The following is a 22,796-nucleotide window of genomic DNA, read 5'->3' on the forward strand; positions in this document are numbered from 1 at the left end:
GGCATTCGTCTGTCCGGGCGTTTGCCGCTTTAAGTTACAGGTAGCAAGAATGGCCAAAGAATATAGCCGTACCCAACGTATTGGCGATCAGATGCAGCGCGAGCTGGCCGAACTGATCCGTCGCGAAGTCAAGGACCCACGCGTCGGTCTGGTGACCATCACCGCCGTGGACGTCAGCCGTGACCTGGGCCATGCCAAGGTGTTCATCACCGTCATGGGCGAGGAAACCCCGGACGCCGTGCAGCAGTCGCTCAAGGCATTGAACAGTGCTGCCAGCTTCCTGCGTCTGCACCTGGGGCGTTCGATGCAACTGCGCAGCGTGCCGCAGCTGCACTTCCACTTCGATGAAAGTGTCAGCCGTGGTGTGCACCTGTCGGCGCTGATCGAGCGTGCAGTGGCCGAAGACCGCCTGCACAAGGATGCCGACGAGTCGGGCACCAAGGAGTAAGTGGTGGCCCAGGTCAAACGTATCCGCCGCAATGTCAGCGGCATCATCCTGCTCGACAAGCCGCTGGGCTTCACGTCCAACGCCGCCCTGCAAAAGGTGCGCTGGCTGCTCAATGCGGAAAAGGCCGGCCACACCGGTAGCCTCGATCCGTTGGCAACCGGCGTGCTGCCGCTGTGCTTCGGCGAGGCGACCAAGTTTTCGCAGTACTTGCTCGATTCCGACAAGGGCTACGAAACCGTCATGCAGATGGGGCAGACTACCAACACCGGCGATGCCGAGGGCGAGGTACTGCAGACCCGCGACGTGACCGTTGGTCGCGCCGATATCGAGGCGCTGCTGCCACGTTTTCGTGGCCCCATCAGCCAGATACCGCCCATGTACTCGGCGCTCAAGCGTGATGGCCAGCCGCTGTACAAACTGGCGCGTGCAGGAGAGGTAGTGGAGCGCGAGGCGCGTTCTGTTACTATTAACCGCTTGGAGTTGCTCGAGTGCGAAGGCACCCGTGCACGGTTGAGCGTAGGATGCAGCAAAGGCACCTATATCCGCACCCTGGTGGAGGATATCGGTGAAGCCCTAGGCTGCGGCGCTTATGTCGCCGAGCTGCGCAGGACCCAGGCCGGGCCCTTCGCGCTGGCACAGACGGTTACCCTCGAGGAACTCGAACAGGCCCATGCCGACGGTGGCAACGAAGCGCTCGACCGCTTCCTGATGCCATCTGACAGCGGGCTGCAGGACTGGCCGATGGTCAGCCTGTCGGAACACAGTGCGTTCTACTGGCTGCATGGGCAGGCGGTACGCGCGCCGGACGCGCCACAATTTGGCATGGTCCGGGTACAGGATCATAATGCGCGCTTCATCGGTATCGGTGAAGTGAGCGAAGACGGGCGCATTGCGCCGCGTCGGCTGATTCGGTCGGAATGACCGAAACCGCGGGGCCAGGCTGTTGCCGGGTCTCACGGAATCAAGGGTGGCTGTCAGTAGGCACGGTCACACCTTTTTTATTAATACAGGGATTTGTCCCTGGCCTATTGGACCCCGCATGCGGGATCCGTTATCAGGAGAAGCCAAATGGCCCTCAGCGTTGAAGAAAAAGCTCAAATCGTTACTGACTTCCAGCAAGCCGCTGGCGACACTGGTAGCCCAGAAGTTCAGGTTGCTCTGCTGACCGCGAACATCAACAAGCTGCAAGGCCACTTCAAGGCCAACGGTAAAGACCACCACTCGCGTCGTGGCCTGATCCGTATGGTAAACCAGCGTCGTAAGCTGCTGGACTACCTGAAGGGCAAAGACACCACTCGTTACAGCGCCCTGATCGGTCGCCTGGGCCTGCGTCGCTAATAGCGGCCTGGTCAGTGGTGTGCATGGCGTGTCTCATGCATTGGCAACGCTGCCTGGCAGCGTTGTCTATGAGCATGTCATGCGTATCTCCGAGGTTGGCAGCCTGGTGAAGTTGAGCGGTTTTCCGCTCTTCAGCCAGGCTCCCAACCTCGTGTTGTATCTGGACGGTCAATGGGGCCGATTCCCTGTTCTGCCCAAGAATTCGCAAGAAACCAGTTCCCCCAAGAGCCACTGAAAAAGGTAGGAAACCGTGAACCCGGTAATCAAGACTTTCCAGTTCGGTCAATCGACCGTTACTCTCGAAACGGGCCGTATCGCCCGTCAGGCAACCGGCGCCGTGCTGGTTACCGTCGACAACGACGTCACCGTGCTGGTGACCGTGGTAGGCGCCAAACAGGCTGATCCAGGCAAGGGCTTCTTCCCGCTGTCGGTTCACTACCAGGAAAAGACCTACGCCGCCGGCAAGATCCCGGGTGGCTTCTTCAAGCGTGAAGGCCGTCCTTCCGAGAAAGAGACGCTGACCTCGCGCCTGATCGACCGTCCGATCCGTCCGCTGTTCCCGGAAGGCTTCATGAACGAAGTGCAGGTTGTCTGCACCGTGGTTTCCACCAGCAAGAAGACCGACCCGGACATCGCTGCGATGATCGGTACCTCGGCTGCCCTGGCCATTTCCGGCATCCCGTTCGAAGGCCCGATCGGCGCCGCTCGCGTTGCTTTCCACGAAAGCACCGGCTACCTGCTGAACCCGACCTACGAGCAACTGGCTGCCTCGAGCCTGGACATGGTCGTTGCCGGTACCGCCGACGCCGTACTGATGGTTGAATCGGAAGCTCAAGAGCTGACCGAAGACCAGATGCTGGGCGCTGTACTGTTCGCCCACGACGAATTCCAGGCTGTGATCCAGGCTGTCAAAGAGCTGGCCGCCGAAGCTGCCAAGCCGACCTGGGACTGGAAACCTGCAGTTGCCAACACCGAGCTGTTCAACGCTATCCGCGCCGAGTTCGGCGAAGCGGTTTCGCAGGGCTACACCATCACCGTCAAGGCCGACCGCTATGCGCGTCTGGGCGAGCTGTGCGATCAGGCGATCGCCAAGTTCTCCGGTGAAGAAGGCCAGCCTTCGGCTTCCGAAGTGAAAGAAATCTTCGGCGAAATCGAATACCGCACCGTTCGCGAAAACATCGTAAACGGCAAGCCACGTATCGACGGTCGCGACACCAAGACCGTTCGCCCGCTGAACATCGAAGTCGGCGTGCTGCCGAAGACTCACGGTTCGGCGCTGTTCACCCGTGGCGAAACCCAGGCCCTGGTCGTTGCGACCCTGGGTACTGCCCGTGACGCCCAGCTGCTGGACACCCTCGAAGGCGAGAAGAAAGACCCCTTCATGCTGCACTACAACTTCCCGCCGTTCTCGGTAGGTGAGTGCGGCCGTATGGGCGGTGCTGGCCGTCGCGAAATCGGCCACGGCCGTCTGGCCCGTCGTTCGGTTCAGGCCATGCTGCCTGCCGCTGACGTGTTCCCGTACACCATTCGCGTGGTTTCGGAAATCACCGAATCCAACGGCTCCAGCTCCATGGCTTCGGTCTGTGGTGCTTCCCTGGCGCTGATGGACGCTGGTGTGCCGATGAAGGCACCGGTTGCCGGTATCGCCATGGGCCTGGTCAAGGAAGGGGAGAAGTTCGCGGTCCTGACCGACATCCTGGGTGACGAAGACCACCTGGGCGACATGGACTTCAAAGTAGCCGGTACCGCCAAGGGCGTGACCGCGCTGCAGATGGACATCAAGATCAACGGCATCACTGAAGAGATCATGGAAATCGCCCTGGGCCAAGCCCTGGAAGCGCGCCTGAACATCCTCGGTCAGATGAACCAGATCATTGGCCAGTCGCGTACCGAACTGTCGGCCAACGCCCCGACCATGATCGCGATGAAGATCGATACCGACAAGATTCGTGACGTTATCGGCAAAGGCGGCGCCACCATTCGCGCCATCTGCGAAGAGACCAAGGCCTCGATCGACATCGAAGACGACGGCTCGATCAAGATCTTCGGCGAAACCAAGGAAGCGGCAGAGGCTGCCAAGCAGCGCATCCTGGGCATCACCGCAGAGGCCGAGATCGGCAAGATCTACGTCGGCAAGGTTGAGCGCATCGTCGACTTCGGCGCCTTCGTCAACATCCTGCCTGGCAAGGACGGCCTGGTGCACATCTCCATGCTGAGCGATGCTCGCGTCGAGAAAGTCACCGACATCCTCAAAGAAGGCCAGGAAGTCGAAGTGCTGGTACTGGACGTGGACAACCGCGGCCGTATCAAGCTGTCGATCAAGGACGTAGCTGCGGCCAAGGCCTCGGGCGTTTAAGCGACGGTTGCACGCAACACGGAAAGGGCCCTTCGGGGCCCTTTTTTCATGCGCGACGGGAACCTTTAGCGGACTTGCATCTTGCATGCAGGTTTCCCACGCTGATTGCAAAATGCACGAACGCTCAAGTGATGGCGTTTAGCTAAGTCATTGATTTATAAAGGTTCAAGCGAAGCGGTAAAGCTGGCACAGCACATGCAACTACCCTCATACCTGACGCCAGGACATACGGCGCAGACCTTTCGAAAAACAGGAGTGACCCACATGAAGAAGTTCGCCATTGCTGCCGCTACTGCCACCGCTCTGACCCTGACCATGGCTAACGCGGCATTCGCCCAGCAATCTACCCAGGCGCCGATGACTCTGGCGGCTGGTGAGGTGACCAAAGCCAAGGAAGCTACCTCCGACACCTGGATCACCACCAAGGTGAAGGCTGACCTGATGACCGAGAAAGGTGTGCCTGGCAGCGACATCAAAGTCGAAACCAACAAGGGTGTCGTGTCGCTGTCGTCCGATGTGGCGGTGACCGATGCACAGAAAGAGATGGCTGTTGCCATCGCCAAGAAGATCAAAGGTGTGCAGGCCGTTTCGGCTGATGGCCTGAAATCCGAGTAAGGAATGTCCCGTCGGCCAAACGGATTTGGCCACTTATGCACAAAGCCCCGGCCTGAGCCGGGGCTTTTTCATCTCAGCTAGTACATCGGGTTGCGCGTGATCACATCGCTTTCGAAGCATTCCTGTTCGGCGATCAGGGGCTCGACCAATGGGCGGCTATCGCGGAAATGTGCGGTCTGGGTGTGCGCGTCATACGCCGCATCATCGCGATAGATTTCGTAGAGGTAGATCACGTCTGGGTCGAACCGGTCCTGCGACACATCGAACACCAGGCAGCCTGGTTCGCTGGCGACGGAAGCTGCGGCATTGACTTTGATCGCGGTCAGGAAAGCTTCGGCGCAGCCGGGCTTCACTCGGGTCTTGATGAACAAGCTATACACAAAGCGCTCCTTTTGTTTTAAATTCTGTTTTGAATTGTATACAAAAATGGAGCCCCGCCAATGTCCGAATTGCCTGCACGCCCTGGCCGCCTGAATGGCCTGCGCCACATTGCCTTGCTGGTACCCAACCTTGAAGAGTGTGAGCGTTTCTACGTCGATGTGCTGGGCATGGAAGTGCTGAACCGCGCCAACGAGGACCTGGTGTACCTCACCTGCGGTAACGACAACCTGTCGCTGGGGCGGGGGGCAGGGGCGGCCAATGGGTTGCAGACCCTGGATCACTACGGGTTCATCGTGGACAGCGTGGAGGAGCTGGAGGCGTGGTACCAGTACTTCAAGGCCCATGGCGTGACCTTGCTGGACCGGCCTTTCAACCATGGTGACGGGGCGCGCAGCTTCCACTTGCTGGACCCGGCGGGGAACAAGGTACAGCCGCTGTATCACCCGGCGGTGTCGGGGCAGCGGTTGGTGAGTGCCTGAATTGATATCACCTGATCGGGCCCCTTCGCGGGTAAACCCGCTCCCACAAGGACTGTGCAGTACCTGTGGGAGCGGGTTTACCCGCGAAGAGGCCGGGCCTGCCTTAAGCGATTATTCGGCATCCAGATGCATCGGCGTCACCACCCGGCCATCGCTTTCAGGCTGCCCCAGGCTGGTATCGATGAAATACACCCGGTCATCTTCCAGCTTGCCCTTGTCCACTAGGTAATCCTTGATACTGCTGGCCCGCTCCTGGCCCAAGGTACGCAGCAGTGCGGTGCTCTCTGCCCAGGACTTGATCACAGCCTCGCGCAGCTTGGCGGTGCGCTCGTCGCGGCCCAGTTGCTCCCATTCGGCAGGCGGCTGCTGTTTAAGGCGAGTGCGATAGATGCCCTCAAGCATTGCCGGCTTGTCGCTGTCGTCGACCACCAGCATCGAGGCATTGGCCGGTACTTTGTCGCCACGGCGCTGCAGGATCTTGTACCAGGTGGCCTGGTACTCACGCTCCAGGCGTTGCTGGGCGATCAGCGGGCCATCACTGGCCTGGGCGCTGGTGCCTTCGATTTCCAGACGCAGTTCCGGGCGCTCCTTAAGTGCTGATGCCAGTTTGTCCAGGGACGACTGGGCATCGCCGCTGAGTTCGCTGGAACCCGGGGCGAACGCTACGTTGCCGAGGTCTTCCGCGCCCCCGCCGCTAATCAGCCCACCAATGAACTTGAACGGTGCCTGTGCCGCACGCAGCACCAGGTTACGCAGGGTTTGCCAAACAATCGGCATCACGCTGAACTGCGGGTTGTTGAGGTCGCCGGTGACCGGCAGTTCGATCGAGATCTTGCCCTCGGTATCCTTAAGCAGTGCCACCGCCAGGCGGATCGGCAGGTCGACCGCGTCCGGGCTGTCGACTTTTTCACCCAGTTGCAGCTGCTCCACCACGACCTTGTTCTCGGCCTTGAGCTGGCCGTTGGTGATCAGGTAGTGCAGGTCGAGGTTGAGCCGGCCTTTGCGGATGCGGAAGCCGGCAAATTTACCGGAGTAGGGCGTCAACGTGGTCAGCTCGACGCGCTTGAAGCTGGTGGCGATGTCCAGGCTGGCCAACGGGTTGAACGGGTTGAGAGCGCCCTTGATGGTAACCGGTGCGTAGCGGTCGACCTTGCCCTTGACGTCCACCTTGGCCGGCAGCGGCTTGCGGTTGTCGATGGTGCCGATCTGGCCATTGAGCTGCTGGATGGCCGTGGCGAAGTTGGGGGTGAGCGACAGGTCGGCGAAGTTGGCCGAGCCGTCGTTGATGTCGATCTGGCCGATGTGAATGCCCAGTGGCTTGCCGCTGCTGGCCGAGGCCGGCTTTGACGTGTTGCTCGCCGGGGCGCCGGCCGGTTGTGGGATCAGCAGGTCATTGACGTTGGTGGTGCGGTCTTCGTTGATGATGAAACGCGCATAGGGCTGCAGCAGGGTTACCTTGTCGATCGACAGTGCATCGCCGTGCACGTAGGACAAGCCGTCGACGTTCACTTGCTGCCATTTGACGAAGTCGCGGCTTTTGATGGTGTCGAGGGTGTGCAACTGGCTGACTTGCGCCTTGCCGGTGACATTGAACGCCAGCGGCGCGGTGTTCTTCAGGTATACCTTGAGGTCGCTGGAAAGCATGCCGCTGCGCAGCTCCAGCAGGATGAACGGGCTGATGTAGGCTTGGGCCACGCGCAGGTCGATGTCACGGGTGCTCACATCCAGCTTGGCCCAAATTGGCGCCAGGTTGACCTGGCCAGCCGCTTGCAGCTTGCCTTGCTTGCCCACGCCGGTGTCGAGCTTGAGGGTGAAGGGCGACTGGTTGAGGCTGTCGAAACCTTGCAGGTCGGCGTTGAGAGGGCCAATGTCCAAGGCTACCGGTTCTTTCTGGCTGCGGTCCGCCAGGTGCACCAGGTAGTTGCGCAGTTGCACATCTTTGAGCAGCACTTGCCAGGGCTTGCTGGGCGCCTTGGCGGCTTTCTCTTCAGGCGTAGGCTCGGCGGCGGCAGGTTCGGCCTTTTCCTTTGGCGTGGCCTTGGCCGGTTGGCTGGCGAACAGCTTCTGCCAGTCGAGTTGGCCGTCCTTTTCCAGTGCGGCCCAGGTTTCCAGTTTTTCGCTGCGGATCTTGCCCACGGTGACCAGTTGCTTGACCAGATCGACAGAGGTTTCGCTCACCTCCAGGCTGGCCAGGCGTGCCAACGGGCGGCCATCCGGCGCCTTGATGGCGAACGGCGCGATGCGCACGGAGGCGTTGTCCAGTTGCAACTCGGTCTGCTGGGCGAGGTTGAGCTTGTAGTGGGTGTCGAGGCTGATCACGCCGTCTTCCAGCACCAGCGGCACGGCGTCACGGACATAGGGCCAGAACGCCTTCATCTTGCCTTCGGTGACCTTCAGCGTGCCTTCGGAGGCGATCGGCGCCAGGCTGAGGGTGCCTTTCCAGTCGATACGCCCGCCGTTGGGGCCGAGGGCCACCAGGGACATGTCGGCATTGTCGTTGGGCAGGGTGCTGAGGTTTTTCAGCTCCAGGTTCATGTTGTCGTAGAGGAATTCGATCGGCTCGCTAGGGCGCTGGTCCTCGAAGTGCAGGTAGCCGTCGACCAGCTTGATGCTGCCAATACGCAACGGGAACGGGTCGCTGGGCGGCTCGTCAGGTTTGGCCTCACTGGCGGGCAGCTTGAACAACCCGGTCAGGTTGAGGGCCCCGTCCTTGGCGAACAGGACTTCGTTGCGTGGTTTGTCGAGTTCGACCGCTTCCAGATGCAGGGCTTTGGTCCACAGGCTGTCGAGCGAGAGGTTGGCGTACAACCGCTCGAACGCGACTTGCTCTTTGCCCGGCTCGCCGATCTGCAGGCCCCACAGCGTCAGCTCGAGGCTGAAGGGGTTGAGTTCGATCCGCTCGAGGTGGGCCGGCACGGTCGCGTACTGGGCCAACTGCTGGTTGGCGATGCGCAGCGCGACACCGGGGAGAATAAGGAAGCCGAGCAGGCTATAGAGGGCTACCAGGGCCACGATTGCGCCAGTGGCGCGAGTCAATCCTTTGTACATGTGTCGCTTCGTCTGTCTAAGCAGGAGTGCTTGGAGTATGGCACGTTAAATCAGTTCCGCAGGGGCGACCATTTGACCTCACTCAATGCCCATGCGCCGTTTGGCCCGGTGCGCCGAGCCGTCGCGCATTGCCCAGCGCAGTACTGGCGCTGTGCGCCTGAGGCCCAGGCGAATCAGGCGCTGCTGCAAAGGCCCATGTTGCAGGCCGAGCATGGCCTGTGCCCAGCCCGGTAGCAGGTCGATACCGGCGTGCAGCATCAGCTTGCCCACCGGCTGTGCCAGGCGGCTGGGGGCAGGGGCATCGAGCAGGATTCGTATCACTTCATGGCTGCGCGCATCGCAGTGCAGCTGGGGGTGCATGCGTTGCAGATAGTCTTCCACCTGTTGGCACGAACGCGGCACGTCACGGGCGCCAAGGCGCTCGGCGATCAGGGCGATTTCGTTGTAATAGGCATCCTGCTCGGTGCGCGGCAGCTGCGGGTTGCGGTAACGCAGATGAGCGGCGAGGAAACTGCTGACCTCCGCCACATGCACCCAGGTCAGCAGGTCCGGGTCGCTGGCCGCATAGGGGCGGCCGTCCGGCGCGGTGCCGGTAACTTGCAGGTGAATGGTGCGCACTTTGTCGATCAGCCATTCGGCGTCGCCCGTGGCGCCGAACGTGGTGCCGGAAATGAACTGGCTGGTGCGGCGCAGGCGGCCGAGCAGGTCTTCGCGGAAATTGGAGTGGTCCCACACGCCGGCCAGGGCCAACGGATGCAACAGCTGCAGCATCAGGGCGCTGATGCCGCCGACCAGCATGCTCGGGAAGTCGCCATGCACCCGCCAGCTGATGCTGTGCGGGCCGAACAGGCCAGGGTCGCCCTTGGGCGATTCCAGGTCGAGCTGGCCGAGGGCCAGCCCGGTGAGGCTCATGACCTGGGTTTCGATACGGCGACGAAGGGCTTCCATGGCGACCTGCGGTGCGGGGCGGCCATGAACAGCGGCCGCCGGTTACTGGTTAAGGCGTTTGTCGATCAGGCCCTGTACCACGCTGGGGTCGGCAAGGGTCGAGGTATCGCCCAGGTTGTCCAGCTCGTTGCAGGCGATTTTGCGCAGTATACGCCGCATGATCTTGCCTGAGCGCGTCTTGGGTAGCGCCGGCGCCCACTGAATCAGCTCGGGTTTGGCGAAACTGCCGATTTCCTTGCTTACCAGTGCCAGCAGCTCGGCCTTTAGCGTGTCGTCTGGCGTCACGCCATTCATGGTCGTGACGAAGGCGTAGACGCCCTGGCCCTTGAGGTCGTGGGGGTAACCGACCACGGCTGCCTCGGCGACGCTGTCATGCAGCACCAGTGCGCTTTCTACTTCGGCGGTGCCTATGCGGTGCCCGGACACGTTGATCACATCGTCGATGCGCCCGGTGATCCAGTAGTCGCCATCGGCGTCGCGGCGGGCACCGTCGCCGGTGAAGTAGTAGCCGGGCATGGGTTTGAAGTAGGTGTCGACCATGCGCTGATGGTCGCCATAGACGCTACGGATCTGCCCGGGCCAGCTGGCCTTGATGACCAGAAGGCCAGCGCCGGGGCCTTCGATCAGTTTGCCTTTTTCGTCCAGTAGCGCCGGTTGCACGCCAAACATGGGCTGTGTGGCGCAACCGGGTTTGAGTGCCTGCGAGCCGGGCAGCGGGGTGAGCATGATGCCGCCGGTTTCGGTCTGCCACCAGGTATCGACAATGGGGCAGCGCTTCTGCCCGACCGCCTCGAAATACCATTCCCAGGCTTCAGGGTTGATCGGCTCGCCGACGCTGCCCAACAAGCGCAGGCTCTTGCGCGAGGTGCCCTGCAGCGGCGCGGAGCCCTCGCGCATCAATGCGCGCAGGGCGGTCGGGGCGGTGTAGAAAATGTTTACCTGGTGCTTGTCCACCACCTGCCAGAAGCGTGAAGTGTCCGGGTAGTTGGGTACGCCTTCGAACATCAGCGAGATGGCGCCATTGGCCAGCGGGCCATAGACGATGTAGCTGTGGCCGGTAACCCAGCCGACATCGGCAGTGCACCAGAAAACCTCGCCGTCACGGTAGTCGAACACTACCTTGAAGGTCATTGTCGCTTGCAGCAGGTAGCCGCCGGTGGTGTGCAGCACGCCTTTTGGTTTGCCGGTGCTGCCGGAGGTATAGAGGATGAACAGGGGGTCTTCGGCCGCCATCGGCTCGGGGGGGCAGTCGTCGCCGGCCTTTTCCGTTACTTCGTGGTACCAGAGGTCGCGGCCTTCGGCCCAGGCGACATCGCCGCCGGTGCGGCGCACCACCAACACGCTGCTGACCGCTGGGCAGCTGGCCAAGGCCTTGTCGACGTTCTGTTTCAGCGGGACACGCTTGCCGCCACGCACGCCCTCATCGGCGGTGATCACGGTGCGGCAGTCGGCGTCGAGGATGCGGTCGCGCAGGGCGTCGGGGGAAAAACCGCCGAACACTACCGAATGTATGGCCCCGATGCGGGTGCAGGCGAGCATGGCGAAGGCGGCTTCGGGGATCATCGGCATGTAGATGCACACCCGGTCGCCTTTCTTGACCCCGCGCGCCTTCATTGCATTGGCCAGGCGGCAGACCTGGCGGTGCAGCTCGCGGTAAGTGATGGCCTTGGAGTCTTTTGGGTCGTCACCTTCCCACAGCAGGGCCGTCTGCTCGCCGCGCTGGGCTAGATGGCGGTCGATGCAGTTATAGCTGACGTTGAGCTGTGCACCGTCGAACCAGCGGGCCTTGCCGGTATTCAGGTCGCATTGCTGCACGCTCGACCAGGGCTTGATCCAGTCCAGGCGTTTGGCCTGCTCGGCCCAGAAGGTGTCAGGATCGTCGACCGACTGGCGGTACAGGCGATGGTATTCGTCGGGGGTGGGGGTGGCGGATTGGCTGACGGCCAGAGCCTGGGGATAGTTGCGGATATCGAACATGGCGGGTGGTCCTGCTCTTGTAAGGGGCGATGGACTGCAACGGCTATTCGATAGGACAGTGTAGCTGGGAGAGGTGTTCAACCTTGCAGGCCTCTTCGCGGGATTGCCCGCGAAGAGGTGCGTACAGGCTTTAGATCACCCGCGGTGGCGGCCGCGGAAGTAGTTGATCAGCCCTTGGGTGGAGCCATCTTCGGCGCTTTCTTCCAGGCTGCCGACCAAGCGCTGGTAAACGCCCTTGCCCAGCTCCTTGCCCAGCTCAACGCCCCACTGGTCGAAGGCATTGATACCCCAGATCACGCTCTGCACGAACACCTTGTGCTCGTACATCGCCACCAGAGCGCCCAGGCGGCGAGGGCTGATACGTTCGACCACCAGGGTGTTGCTCGGGCGATTACCCGGGATCACCTTGTGCGGTGCGAGCTTCTCGATATCCGCTTCGTTCAGGCCTTTGCCGCGCAGCTCGGCTTCAGCCTCCTCACGGGTTTTACCCAGCATCAGCGCCTGGCTTTGCGACAGGCAGTTGGCATACAGCCACTGGTGATGGTCGGCCACCGGGTTGAAGCTCACGACCGGCACGATGAAGTCGGCCGGAATCAGCTGGGTGCCCTGGTGCAGCAACTGGTGGTAGGCGTGCTGGCCGTTACAGCCCACGCCACCCCAGATAACCGGGCCGGTGTCGGTCTTCACCGGGGTGCCGTCCTGCAGCACGCTCTTGCCGTTGGACTCCATGTCCAACTGCTGAAGGTGCTTGGTGATGTTGCGCAGGTAGTGGTCGTACGGCAGGATCGCGTGGCTGTTCGCGCCCCAGAAGTTGCCGTACCACACACCTAGCAAGGCCAGTAGCACCGGCATGTTCTTGTCGAAGGGGGCGGTCTGGAAGTGCTGGTCCATGGTGTAGGCACCGGACAGCAGTTCCTTGAAGTTGGCCGTGCCGATGGCCAGGGCGATCGGCAGGCCGATGGCCGACCACAGCGAGTAGCGCCCGCCTACCCAGTCCCACATCGGGAAGATGTTCTCTTCGCGGATACCGAACGCCACCGCAGCGGCCTTGTTGCTGGAAACCGCGATGAAGTGGCGGTACAGCTCGGCTTCCGAGCCGCCCTGGGCCAGGTACCAGGTACGCGCGGCCATGGCGTTTTTCAGGGTCTCGAGGGTGTTGAACGACTTTGACGAGACGATGAACAGGGTGGTTTCGGCGCGCAGGTTGGCCGAGAGCTCGTGGAATTCACTGCCGTCGATATTGGCCAGGTAATGGCAGCGCACGCCGCGCTGGGCGTAGGGCAGCAGCGCTTCGGAGACCAGCTCGGGGCCGAGGAACGAGCCGCCGATACCGATATTGACCACGTCGGTGATCGGTTTTTCGCTGTAGCCGCGCCACAGGCCGTCGTGGATGCGCCCGACCAGTTCGGTGATCTGGTTGAGTACCTTGTGCACTTCCGGCATGACGTTCACGCCGTTGACGCTGAGCTTGTCGCCTACGGGCCGTCGCAGGGCGGTGTGCAGCACCGGGCGGCCTTCGGAGGCATTGATGATTTCGCCGGCGAACATCGATTTGATGGCGTCCTGCAGGCCCACTTCGTTGGCCAGGTTCACCAGCAGGTCGCGGCTTTGTTCGGTGATCAGGTTTTTCGAGTAGTCGAGGAACAGGCCGCAGCAGCTCAGGGAGAACTGGTCGAAGCGTTGGGCATCGGCGGCGAAGGCTTCGCGCATGCTGAAGCCTTGCATGGCGTCGCGGTGTTGCTGAAGCGCCTGCCAGGCGGGCAGGGCCGTCACATCGTGGGGTGTACGGTAATACGCCATTGCGCGGGGTTCCCTTGGTGCGTGGTGAGGCCTTGGACACGGCAGTTATTGCCGGGTTCAGGCTGGCATCATTATAGGCAAAGGCCACTTGCAGGGAATGGGTATGGCGGGGGAATTTGGAGGGCGCCCGTGGGAGCGGGCTTGCCCGCGAATGGGCTGCAAAGCAGCCCAATGCCGTTACGCAGTCTTTTCTTCCAGATGCAGGTACAGGTTGTCGATCAACCGCGTGTTACCCAGGTACGCCGCCGCGATCACCACCAGGTCTCGATCGTCGATCAGTGCCGGGCGCAGGCTCACGGCATGGCGCACTTCCAGGTAATCCGGCCGGAAACCCGCAGCGCTCAGTTGCGCCTGGCCTTCTGCGACCAGCGCGGCAAAGTCGCGCTGGCCACGGCCGATGCCCGCTGCAATGTGCTGCAACGTGCGGTAAAGCGCTGGCGCGGCAGTACGCTGCTCAGGCGTGAGGTAGCCATTGCGCGACGACAGCGCCAGGCCATCGTCGGCACGCACGGTGGGTTCGCCGATGATCTGGATCGGCATGTTCAGGTCGCGCACCATGGCGCGGATCACCGCCAGCTGCTGGAAGTCCTTCTCGCCGAACACGGCAAGGTCTGGCTGAACCATGTTGAACAGTTTGCTGACTACCGTGGCCACGCCTTCGAAATGCCCTGGTCGGCTGGCGCCGCACAGGCCTTCGGAAAGTTGGGGCACGCTGACGCGGGTTTGCACGCTCATGCCGTCGGGGTACATCTCTTCCACGGCGGGCGCGAACAGCAGGTTGCAGCCGGCCTGCAGCAGGCGCTCCTGGTCGGCGGCCAAAGTGCGCGGGTACTTGTCGAGGTCTTCGTTGGCGCCGAACTGCAGCGGGTTGACGAAGATGCTGGCGACCACAAAATCGGCGCGCTGCGCGGCCTTGGTCACCAGCGCCGCGTGGCCGCTGTGCAGGTTGCCCATGGTCGGCACGAAGCCGATACGTTTGCCTTCACCGCGGGCGCGGGCTACTGCCGCGCGCAGTTCGCGGACGGTCTTGACTGTATTCATGCACTGAACCCGTGTTCGCTGCCTGGGAAGCTGACTTGCTTGACGGCCTCGACATAAGCGACGAGGGCGCTGTGGATATCTGGCTGGCCTTGCATGAAGTTTTTCACGAACTTCGGTACCCGGCCACTCAGCGACAAGCCGAGCATGTCGTGCAGCACCAGTACCTGGCCATCGGTGGCGCTGCCCGCGCCAATACCGATTACGGGAATACCCACGGCGTTGGTGATTTCCGCCGCCAGTTCGCTGGGTACGCATTCGAGCAGCAGCATGGCCGCACCGGCCTGCTCCAGGGCAATCGCGTCGGCGCGCATCTGCCGGGCCTGGGCTTCCTGGCGGCCTTGCACTTTGTAGCCGCCCAGCACATTGACGGTTTGCGGGGTCAGGCCCATGTGTGCGCACACCGGCACGCCACGCTCGGCCAGCAGGCGGATGGTTTCGGCAAGCCAGGCTGCGCCTTCGATCTTGATCATGTGGGCGCCGGCTTGCATCAGCGTGGCGCTGTTGGCAAAAGCCTGCTCCGGGGTAGCGTGCGCCATGAAAGGCAGGTCGGCGAGGATCAGCGCACCGTCGTTGCCGCGTTTGACGCAGGCGGTGTGGTAGGCCATGTCTGCCGTGGTTACCGGCAAGGTGCTGTCGTGGCCCTGCAGGACCATCCCCAGTGAGTCGCCCACCAGCAACACTTCAACGCCGGCCTGGCTGGCGGCCTTGGCGAAGGTCGCGTCGTAGCAAGTCAGCATGGTGATTTTTTCACCCTTGGCCTTGAGGCCATTGAGGGTGGTAAGGGTTACTTCAGGCATGTAGGAAATTCCTCGTTCAGGCGCTGTAAAAAACGACTGCATTCAACGCGTGTAGTCATCTTCCGGAGCGGCACATCATCGCGTGTGATGTTCGGGTACAGGTCCGTCCGGGCCTAAATACGGGTATGCGGCACTTTGGTGCCACACGGGACGCCTATAGTCGTGAGCGAGGTAAGGGAAGTCAATCACCCTGTTACCGCATTGTTACGATCAGGGTGTTACTGGCGTTACCGCTGCTGGGCGGCAGGCTGGAACGCCCGGTTTACAGGCGTTCCAGGCCGACGAACGGGCAGCCGTCGAGCAGTTGTGCGAGCGCGCGGCCATCGGCCAGGCGGAAATCGCCTGGTACCAGTTCGGCCAGCGGGTACAGCACGAAGGGGCGGGCATGCATGTGGTAATGCGGCACTTTCAGGCGTGGCTCGTCGAGTACCTGGTCGCCGAACAGCAGAATGTCCAGGTCCAGCGTGCGCGGGCCCCAGCGTTCCTTGCGCACGCGACCCTGGTCGTTCTCGATGGCCTGCAGGGCATCGAGCAGGGCCAATGGCGCCAAGGTTGTGTCCAGCGCGGCCACGGCGTTGGTATAGCGCGGCTGGCCAGGCAGCAGCGAGTCGCTGGTGTAGAGTGCCGAGGCCGCTACCAGGCGTGTGGCCTCGACCTGGTCGAGCGCCTGCAAGGCGCTACGCAACTGCTCGGCAGGTGCGTCCAGGTTGCTGCCCAGGCCTACATAGGCGCGAATGGTCACTCGAACGCCTCGTCGCCACCGCGTTTGCGTTTGCTGCCGCTGCGCTTGCGTTTGCGTGGGCCGGCGCCGGTGCCTTCGTCACGGTTGCCCAGCTCGCGGATCATTTCGCGGCGCTCGCTGTCGTTGGCATCCTGGTAATCGGTCCACCACTGGCCGAGGTCGTCGGTTTCTTCCCCAGCGCTTTCGCGCAACAGCAGGAAGTCGTAACCGGCGCGGAAGCGCGGGTTGTCCAGCAGCATGTCGGCGCGCTTGCCGCTGCGGCGTGGCAGGCGCTCCTGCATGTCCCAGATCTCGCGGATCGGCAGGGTAAAACGCTTGGGAATGGCGATGCGCGCGCATTGCTCGGCGATCAGGTCGTGAGCCGCACCGTTCATGGCCGGGATCGGCGGCACACCCTGGTTCTGCAGGTGCAGCACGCGGGCTGGCAGGGCTGGCCACAGCAGTGCAGCGAACAGGAAGGCCGGCGTCACCGGTTTGCCCTGCTTCACGCGCAGGTCGGTGTTGTTCAGCGCCTGGCTGATCAACGTGTGGGTGTAGGTTGGGCGCTCGTCCAGGGCATGGGCGCTGGCAGGGAACAGCGGCTCGAACAACTCCAGGTCGACCAGCATTTCGAAGGCGATAGCACCTTGGCCGCTGAGGAACAGCTTGAGGCACTCTTCGAACAGGCGCGCGGGCGGAATCTCGCGCAGCATCGGGGCCAGGCCGCGGATCGGCTGGAAGGTGTGCTTTTCGATGCCAAAGTCGAGCTTGGCGGCAAAGCGCACCGCACGCAGCATGCGCACCGGGTCTTCCTGGTAACGGTGGGTCGGGTCGCCAATCAGCCGCAGCAGGCGATTGCGCACATCGTGCACACCGTTGGCGTAATCGAGAATGCGCTCGCTGACCGGGTCGTAGTACAGGGCGTTGATGGTGAAGTCGCGGCGTTGCGCGTCCTCTTCCAGGGTGCCGTACACGTTGTCTCGCAAGATGCGACCACTGGCGTTATGCGACGAACGGTGGGCGTCGCCCTGGTCGTCTTCCGAGTGGTGGGCGCGGAAGGTGGCGACTTCAATGATCTCACGGCCGAAATGCACGTGGACCAGCTTGAAGCGGCGACCAATGATGCGCGCGTTGCGGAACTCGGCACGAACCTGTTCGGGGGTGGCGCTGGTGGCGACGTCGAAGTCCTTCGGCGTGATGCCCAGCATCAGGTCGCGGACACAGCCACCGACCAGGTAAGCCTGGTAGCCGGCGCTTTGCAGGCGCTCCACGATGTTCACCGCATGGCGGCTGAACTGGTGGCGCTGCAGCGAGTGCTGGCTCTTGTTGATCACCTCAGGCGTGGTGCGCCTGTGGTGCGGGCCCGGTACGGGCGGGCGGAAAGACTGGAACAGCTTCTTCAGCATGGGATGCACTGTGTGAAGGAATGTTCGGCCAAGAATAGGAGAATGGCCGCATGATGGGCGGGGATTCTAGCATTTACTCGAGGAATGGTGTAGGCGGGTGGCAGGATGCCTGCCAGAAGGGTAGAAACGACAAGGGGAGCCTAAGCTCCCCAAGAAGTCGTTGCGTGCTCTTATTGTTTTTTTTGCTGGGCTTCTTGTTTTTGTTGAGCGCCCTGTCCACAAATCTCGAAGCTTGTGGACGACCCCTAAACCAGGGGTTAAGAGCAAACGGATTGCTTTGGCCGCTGATGTCACGTTGATCTGTCGATCCAACCAGTTCAGGCGCTGCTTTTTAGTGCAGTTTTTGTTGTTCTCTGCCTGGTCGTGGGGCAAGCCCCAAACACGCATCCTCTCCAAAAGAATCAGTTAGCTGCGCCTCCGCCGTCTTGTTTTTATTGTGCGTGAGCCGTTTCGTCTTGTTCTTATTGTAGGTTGCAGTGCTTGTTATTGTTTTTGTACTAAGCATATAGCAGGTGCCGTGCCAACTTTTTGAAACCTAGCAAAATCAAGGGGTTGAGGTGTTCTGGTGATTTTCGTGACGCCGAAAATGTCGAAATTTCGTTACCGTACGCCTCGGGAACTGTTACGGCGGAAAGGTTGGGTAACAGATTTTTGCGGGAACTGATGTGTTACCGGGGGGCTTTGAAGCCAGGTGTGCTCGCCATGGCCCGTTCAGGGCCTATGCGATCGACCGCCGCCCGCGCGGCGCTCGATCGCATAGGCGCCGCAATTGCTGCGGCGTACCGTGCGCAGGCTGGTTATTCGCTGGTAGCGTTGCTTTTGCGCCGCGGGATGCCCAGGCGCTGACGGCGTTCCCACAGGCACTTGCGGCTGACGCCCAGCTTGCGTGCCAGTTCGGTCTCGGTCATGTGGTCCTGGTGTTCGAGCACGAAGTGCTGGAAGTAGTCTTCCAGCGACAGGTCCTCGGTCGGCTCGTGGCTGGCACTGGCCGCACTGGCCACCACCAGGGCGTTGTCGAGGATGTCGTCTTCTTCCAGGTCGCTCAGCTCGATGTCGATACCCAGCAGGTCGGCGGAAATCTCTGCGCTCTCGCTGAGAATCACCGCGCGCTCCACGGCGTTTTCCAGCTCGCGCACGTTACCCGGCCAGCTGTAGTGTCGAATGGCCTGCTCGGCTTCGGCCGAGAAGTGCAGGTCGTCGCGGCCGATGCGCGCACTCTGGCGAGCGAGGAAGGCGCTGGCGATCTCGTTGACGTCGCTGCCGCGCTCGCGCAGGGCCGGCAGCTTCAGGGCGATCACGTGCAGGCGGTAATAGAGGTCTTCACGGAACTGGCCGGCCTTGGCCAGGTTCTTCAGGTCGCGGTGGGTCGCGGCGATCAGGCGCACATCCACCTTTTGCGACTGTACCGAACCCACCCGGCGAATCTCTCCTTCCTGCAGCACGCGCAACAGGCGAGCCTGGGCTTCCAGCGGCAGCTCGCCGATTTCATCGAGGAACAGCGTACCGCCATCGGCGGCTTCCACCAGGCCGGCGCGCCCGGCGCTGGCACCGGTGAACGCGCCTTTTTCGTGGCCGAACAGTTCGGACTCGATCAGTGTCTCGGGGATGGCCGCGCAGTTCACTGAAATCATCGGCGCCTTGGCCCGGCGCGACAGGTTGTGCAGGGCGCGGGCCACCAGCTCTTTACCCGTGCCCGACTCACCCTGGATAAGCACATTGGAGTCGGTGGGTGCGACCTTGCGGATCTTGCTGTACATGTCCTGCATGGGCGGGCACGAGCCGATGATGCCGATTTCGCCATTGGCCGCTGCCGCGCTGCTTTTATCGGCTGGGGCAGCCTTGCCATTGCTGGCGCGTGGCTCGGCAGCGGGTGCGGCGGCCGGGGCGTTTTGCCGGTCACGCAGGATGCGCGCCACCGCTTGCAGCATCTCGTCATGGTCGAAGGGCTTGGCGATGTAGTCCACCGCGCCCATTTTCATCGAGTCCACCGCCGAGCGCAGGCTGGCGTAACTGGTCATGATCAGCACCGGGGTGCCCTGGCCGAGCTTGATCAGCTCGGTGCCGGGAGCGCCTGGCAAGCGCAGGTCACTGACGATGAGGTCGAAGGTGGCAATGCTGAAGCGTTCCTGGGCTTCCTGCACCGAGCCGGCTTCGCTGACCTGGTACTGGTTCCGCTCAAGCAGGCGACGCAGGGCCGAGCGGATGATGGTTTCGTCTTCGACGATCAGAATGTGCGGCATTGATTCAATTCTCTCGACGGTCTCGAATTTCAGGGGACGTCGCTACGACATGCCGGGGCAGGGTCACGCGGATCCGGGTGCCACGTTGCCGTTCGATATCGGCCGGGCTGTCGATGGTGATTTGCCCATAATGCTCTTCCACGATGGAATAGACCAGAGCGAGCCCCAGTCCGGTTCCTTCGCCCGGGTCCTTGGTGGTGAAGAAGGGTTCGAACAGGCGGTCCTGGATGTTCTTCGGAATCCCGCTGCCCTCGTCTTCGACGATCAGGTCGACGGTGTGCTCACTGGTCTCGCTACGCACGCGCACGGCACTGCCGGCGGGCGAGGCGTCGCGGGCGTTGGAGAGCAGGTTGATCAGCACCTGGGCCAGGCGCTGCGGGTCCCCTTCGGCCCAGTGGTCTGGGTCGCAGAGGTTGAAGAACTGTACTTCGAAATTGCGCCGGTTCAACGCCAGCAGACCGATGGCATCCTGTGCCACTTCGGCCAGGCACACGGGTTCCTCGCTGTTCTGGTGGCTGCCACCGGCATGGGCGAAGCTCATCAACGACTGGACGATGCGCGACACGCGCTTGGTCTGGTCGAGGATCTGGCTGGACAGCTCGATGATTTCGCCATCGCCTTCGCGTTCTTCACGCAGGTTCTGCGCCAGGCAAGCGATGCCAGTGATCGGGTTGCCGATTTCGTGGGCCACGCCGGCGGCCAGGCGGCCGATACTGGCCAGGCGCTCGGAGTGCACCAGCTTGTCCTCCAGTGCCTGGGTCTCGGTCAGGTCTTCCACCAGCAGCACCAGGCCACTGTTACCGGGGGCCAACGGCTCGTCGATGGCCGCCTTGTGCAGGTTCAGCCAGCGCGGCTGGCCGTCCAGCGCCAGGCGCTGCTTGTGCAGGTGCTCGTCGGGCACGTCGATGAACCCTTGCAGCAGGCCGCGCCAAGGCTCGTCTATGGTGAGCAGGCGCGAACCGACCACATGCTTGGCGGCAATGCCGGTAAGCTCTTCCATGGCCTTGTTCCACATCAGGATTTCCTGGTCCTTGGCCAGCGAGCAGACGCCCATGGGCAGCTCCTGCAGGGTTTGGCGGTGGTAGCGGCGCAGGGCATCGAGCTCGGCGGCCAGGCCGGTCAGACGCGAGTGGTAGTCTTCCAGGCGGCTTTCGATGAAGTGGATGTCTTCGGTCACGTAGTTTTCGTTACCGGACTTGTACGGCAGGAACGTCTCGACCATGTCCTGGGCCACGCTTGGCCCCATCAGGCCGGACAGGTTGGCCTCGATGCGGTCGCGCAGGCGGCGCAGGGCATAGGGGCGGCGCTCGTCGAACGGCAGGTAGAGGTCGCGCAGGGCTTGCTCCACTTCCTTTTGTGCGGCCTTGGCCCCCAGCGGTTTGGCCAGCTGAGTGGCGAACTCCTGGGGCGAGGCGGCGTGCAGCTCGCGGCGTTGCGGGCGGCGCACGTTGTCCACCGCGCAGGCTTCGGCCGCACTGACCTCTTCGTTGCTGGCGTTGGTGAACAGCGAGATCAGGGTGAACAACAGCACGTTTGCCGCCAGCGAGGCGATTGCCGCCATGTGCCAGCTGGTGTCGTCCAGCACATAGATCATGTCCAGCAACGGAATGTAGAAACCCTGCAGGTTGCCCAGCAGCGGCAGCAGCATGGTCACCATCCACACCAAGGTGCCGGCCAGCAGCCCGGCGATGAAGCCGCGGCGGTTGGCGGTCGGCCAGTACAGTACCGACAGCACGCCAGGCAAAAACTGCAAGGTGGCGACGAAGGCGACGATGCCCAGGTTGGCCAGGCTCTGGTGGTTGTTCTGGGTCAGGTAGAACATGAAGCCGGCGGTGATGATGGCGACGATCAGTGCCCGTCGGGTCCACTTCAGCCAGCGGTAGATGTTGCCCTCGGCCGGGGGTTGGTACAGCGGCAGCACCAGGTGGTTCAGGGCCATGCCCGACAGCGCCAGGGTGGTGACGATGATCAGGCCGCTGGCCGCCGACAGGCCGCCAATGTAGGCCAGCAGTGCCAATGCCTGGTTGTTGGCGGCAATCCCCAGGCCCAGGGTGAAGTACTCGGGGTTGGTGCTAGCGCCCAGGCGCAGGCCGGCCCACAGCACCAGCGGTACGGCCAGGCTCATCAGCAGCAGGAACAGCGGCAGGCCCCAGCTGGCGCTGACCAGCGAGCGCGGGTTGAGGTTTTCGGTGAAGGCCATGTGGTACATGTGCGGCATGACGATGGCCGAGGCGAAGAACACCAGCAGCAGGGTGCGCCATGGGCCTTCCTGCAGCGGGGTGTGCAGGGCGGCAAGGGCGGTCTGGTTCTGTAGCAGCCAGACTTCCAGCTCATGCGGGCCGCCGAATACGCCATACAAGGCGTACAGGCCGATACCGCCCAGGGCCAGCAGCTTGATCACCGACTCGAAGGCGATGGCGAAAACCAGCCCTTCATGTTTCTCACGCGTGGCAATGTGCCGCGAGCCGAAGAAAATGGTGAACAGGATGATCAGCGTACAGAAGGCAAACGCTACCCGGGCCTTGACCGGCTCACCGGTAAGGATGCTGATCGAATCGGCCACCGCCTGGATCTGCAGAGCCAGCAACGGCAGCACACCGATGAGCATGATGATGGTGGTCAATGCCCCGGCCCAGGTGCTGCGGAAGCGGAACGCCAGCAGGTCGGCCAGCGATGACAGCTGGTAGGTGCGGGTGATCTTGAGGATCGGGTAGAGCAGCACCGGTGCCAGCAGGAAGGCGCCGGACACCCCCAGGTAACAGGCGAGGAAGCCGTAGCCATACTGGTAGGCCAGGCCCACCGAGCCATAAAAGGCCCAGGCACTGGCGTACACGCCCAGCGACAGGGTGTAGGTAAGCGGGTGGCGAATGATCGAGCGCGGGATCAACCCGCGCTCGCTGATCCAGGCCACGCCGAACAGCACCATGAGGTACCCGGCGCTGATCAGGATCATCTGGGTCAGGCTAAAGCTCATCGGCATCTCGTTGGCTCTGCAGGATGAAGGTGACGACGATCAGGATCAGCCAGAGCAGGTAGGGGCGGTACCAGGCTCCGGTCGGCTCGATCCACCAGTCCATGATGGCCGGGGAGAACAGGTAGATCCCCACGACCAGAAGCAGGACCAAACGATAGATGTACATGCTGGCCTCGATGGTTGGGCGCTGCGGGCTTGGACTTATTATTGGCGCAAATGGCGGGGGG

Annotated in this window: 18 protein-coding genes; 6 read left to right on the forward strand and 12 right to left on the reverse strand. The window is 62.4% G+C overall.

What is annotated here, in order from left to right; all coding sequences use genetic code 11:
* Positions 1-49 precede the first annotated feature (49 nt).
* The 5 genes from rbfA to Q9451_RS06175 all read left to right on the forward strand — a co-directional run bounded on the left by rbfA (position 50) and on the right by Q9451_RS06175 (position 4,757).
* Positions 50-448: a 30S ribosome-binding factor RbfA gene (gene rbfA / locus Q9451_RS06155; RefSeq protein WP_012274243.1), complete on the forward strand. Its 399-nt coding sequence runs from the start codon at positions 50-52 to the stop codon at positions 446-448.
* A gap of 3 nt (positions 449-451) precedes the next feature.
* Complete coding sequence (gene truB / locus Q9451_RS06160; protein WP_012274242.1) at positions 452-1,369, forward strand: tRNA pseudouridine(55) synthase TruB; 918 nt, start codon at positions 452-454, stop codon at positions 1,367-1,369.
* Between the two features lie 147 nt (positions 1,370-1,516).
* Complete coding sequence (gene rpsO, locus Q9451_RS06165) at positions 1,517-1,786, forward strand: 30S ribosomal protein S15 (RefSeq protein ID WP_012274241.1); 270 nt, start codon at positions 1,517-1,519, stop codon at positions 1,784-1,786.
* Positions 1,787-2,036: 250 nt separating this feature from the next.
* Positions 2,037-4,142, forward strand: coding sequence for a polyribonucleotide nucleotidyltransferase (gene pnp / locus Q9451_RS06170; protein ID WP_345960892.1), 2,106 nt, complete (start codon positions 2,037-2,039; stop codon positions 4,140-4,142).
* Between the two features lie 264 nt (positions 4,143-4,406).
* A complete protein-coding gene (locus Q9451_RS06175; RefSeq protein WP_012274238.1) occupies positions 4,407-4,757 on the forward strand; it encodes a BON domain-containing protein in 351 nt (116 codons plus the stop codon).
* A gap of 77 nt (positions 4,758-4,834) precedes the next feature.
* On the opposite strand, the gene Q9451_RS06180 is transcribed toward Q9451_RS06175, so the two are convergent.
* Entirely contained in the window at positions 4,835-5,137 is a 303-nt protein-coding gene (locus Q9451_RS06180; protein ID WP_041166592.1) for a putative quinol monooxygenase, read from the reverse strand.
* A 60-nt stretch (positions 5,138-5,197) separates the two neighbouring features.
* Here Q9451_RS06180 and Q9451_RS06185 point away from each other — a divergent pair, with 60 nt between their 5' ends.
* A complete protein-coding gene (locus tag Q9451_RS06185; RefSeq protein ID WP_012274236.1) occupies positions 5,198-5,617 on the forward strand; it encodes a VOC family protein in 420 nt (139 codons plus the stop codon).
* Between the two features lie 111 nt (positions 5,618-5,728).
* Here Q9451_RS06185 and Q9451_RS06190 read toward each other — a convergent pair whose 3' ends face one another.
* The 11 genes from Q9451_RS06190 to Q9451_RS06240 all read right to left on the reverse strand — a co-directional run bounded on the left by Q9451_RS06190 (position 5,729) and on the right by Q9451_RS06240 (position 22,735).
* Positions 5,729-8,665: a DUF748 domain-containing protein gene (locus Q9451_RS06190; protein ID WP_012274235.1), complete on the reverse strand. Its 2,937-nt coding sequence runs from the start codon at positions 8,663-8,665 to the stop codon at positions 5,729-5,731.
* A gap of 78 nt (positions 8,666-8,743) precedes the next feature.
* A complete protein-coding gene (locus Q9451_RS06195; RefSeq protein ID WP_012274234.1) occupies positions 8,744-9,613 on the reverse strand; it encodes an oxygenase MpaB family protein in 870 nt (289 codons plus the stop codon).
* 42 nt (positions 9,614-9,655) lie between these two features.
* Positions 9,656-11,590, reverse strand: a complete 1,935-nt coding sequence (gene acs / locus Q9451_RS06200; RefSeq protein ID WP_012274233.1) for an acetate--CoA ligase — start codon at positions 11,588-11,590, stop codon at positions 9,656-9,658.
* Positions 11,591-11,725: 135 nt separating this feature from the next.
* A complete protein-coding gene (gene pgi, locus Q9451_RS06205) occupies positions 11,726-13,390 on the reverse strand; it encodes a glucose-6-phosphate isomerase (RefSeq protein WP_012274232.1) in 1,665 nt (554 codons plus the stop codon).
* A gap of 177 nt (positions 13,391-13,567) precedes the next feature.
* Positions 13,568-14,431 (reverse strand): pantoate--beta-alanine ligase, encoded by an 864-nt coding sequence (gene panC, locus Q9451_RS06210; protein ID WP_012274231.1) that lies wholly within the window; start codon positions 14,429-14,431, stop codon positions 13,568-13,570.
* Positions 14,428-15,228 (reverse strand): 3-methyl-2-oxobutanoate hydroxymethyltransferase, encoded by an 801-nt coding sequence (panB, locus tag Q9451_RS06215; RefSeq protein ID WP_012274230.1) that lies wholly within the window; start codon positions 15,226-15,228, stop codon positions 14,428-14,430. The genes panC and panB overlap by 4 nt, the downstream gene beginning before the upstream one ends.
* A gap of 262 nt (positions 15,229-15,490) precedes the next feature.
* Positions 15,491-15,970, reverse strand: a complete 480-nt coding sequence (gene folK, locus Q9451_RS06220; protein WP_012274229.1) for a 2-amino-4-hydroxy-6-hydroxymethyldihydropteridine diphosphokinase — start codon at positions 15,968-15,970, stop codon at positions 15,491-15,493.
* Positions 15,967-17,355 (reverse strand): polynucleotide adenylyltransferase PcnB, encoded by a 1,389-nt coding sequence (locus Q9451_RS06225; protein ID WP_012274228.1) that lies wholly within the window; start codon positions 17,353-17,355, stop codon positions 15,967-15,969. Before Q9451_RS06225 ends, folK begins: the two co-directional genes overlap by 4 nt.
* A 797-nt stretch (positions 17,356-18,152) precedes the next feature.
* Complete coding sequence (locus Q9451_RS06230) at positions 18,153-19,595, reverse strand: sigma-54 dependent transcriptional regulator (protein ID WP_012274227.1); 1,443 nt, start codon at positions 19,593-19,595, stop codon at positions 18,153-18,155.
* A gap of 4 nt (positions 19,596-19,599) precedes the next feature.
* The gene (locus tag Q9451_RS06235) at positions 19,600-22,575 is read right to left on the reverse strand and encodes a sensor histidine kinase (RefSeq protein ID WP_012274226.1); all 2,976 of its coding nucleotides are present in this window, start codon (positions 22,573-22,575) and stop codon (positions 19,600-19,602) included.
* Positions 22,559-22,735, reverse strand: coding sequence for a hypothetical protein (locus Q9451_RS06240; protein WP_003250005.1), 177 nt, complete (start codon positions 22,733-22,735; stop codon positions 22,559-22,561). Before Q9451_RS06240 ends, Q9451_RS06235 begins: the two co-directional genes overlap by 17 nt.
* Positions 22,736-22,796 lie beyond the last annotated feature (61 nt).

Source organism: Pseudomonas sp. NY8896 (assembly GCF_039634505.1).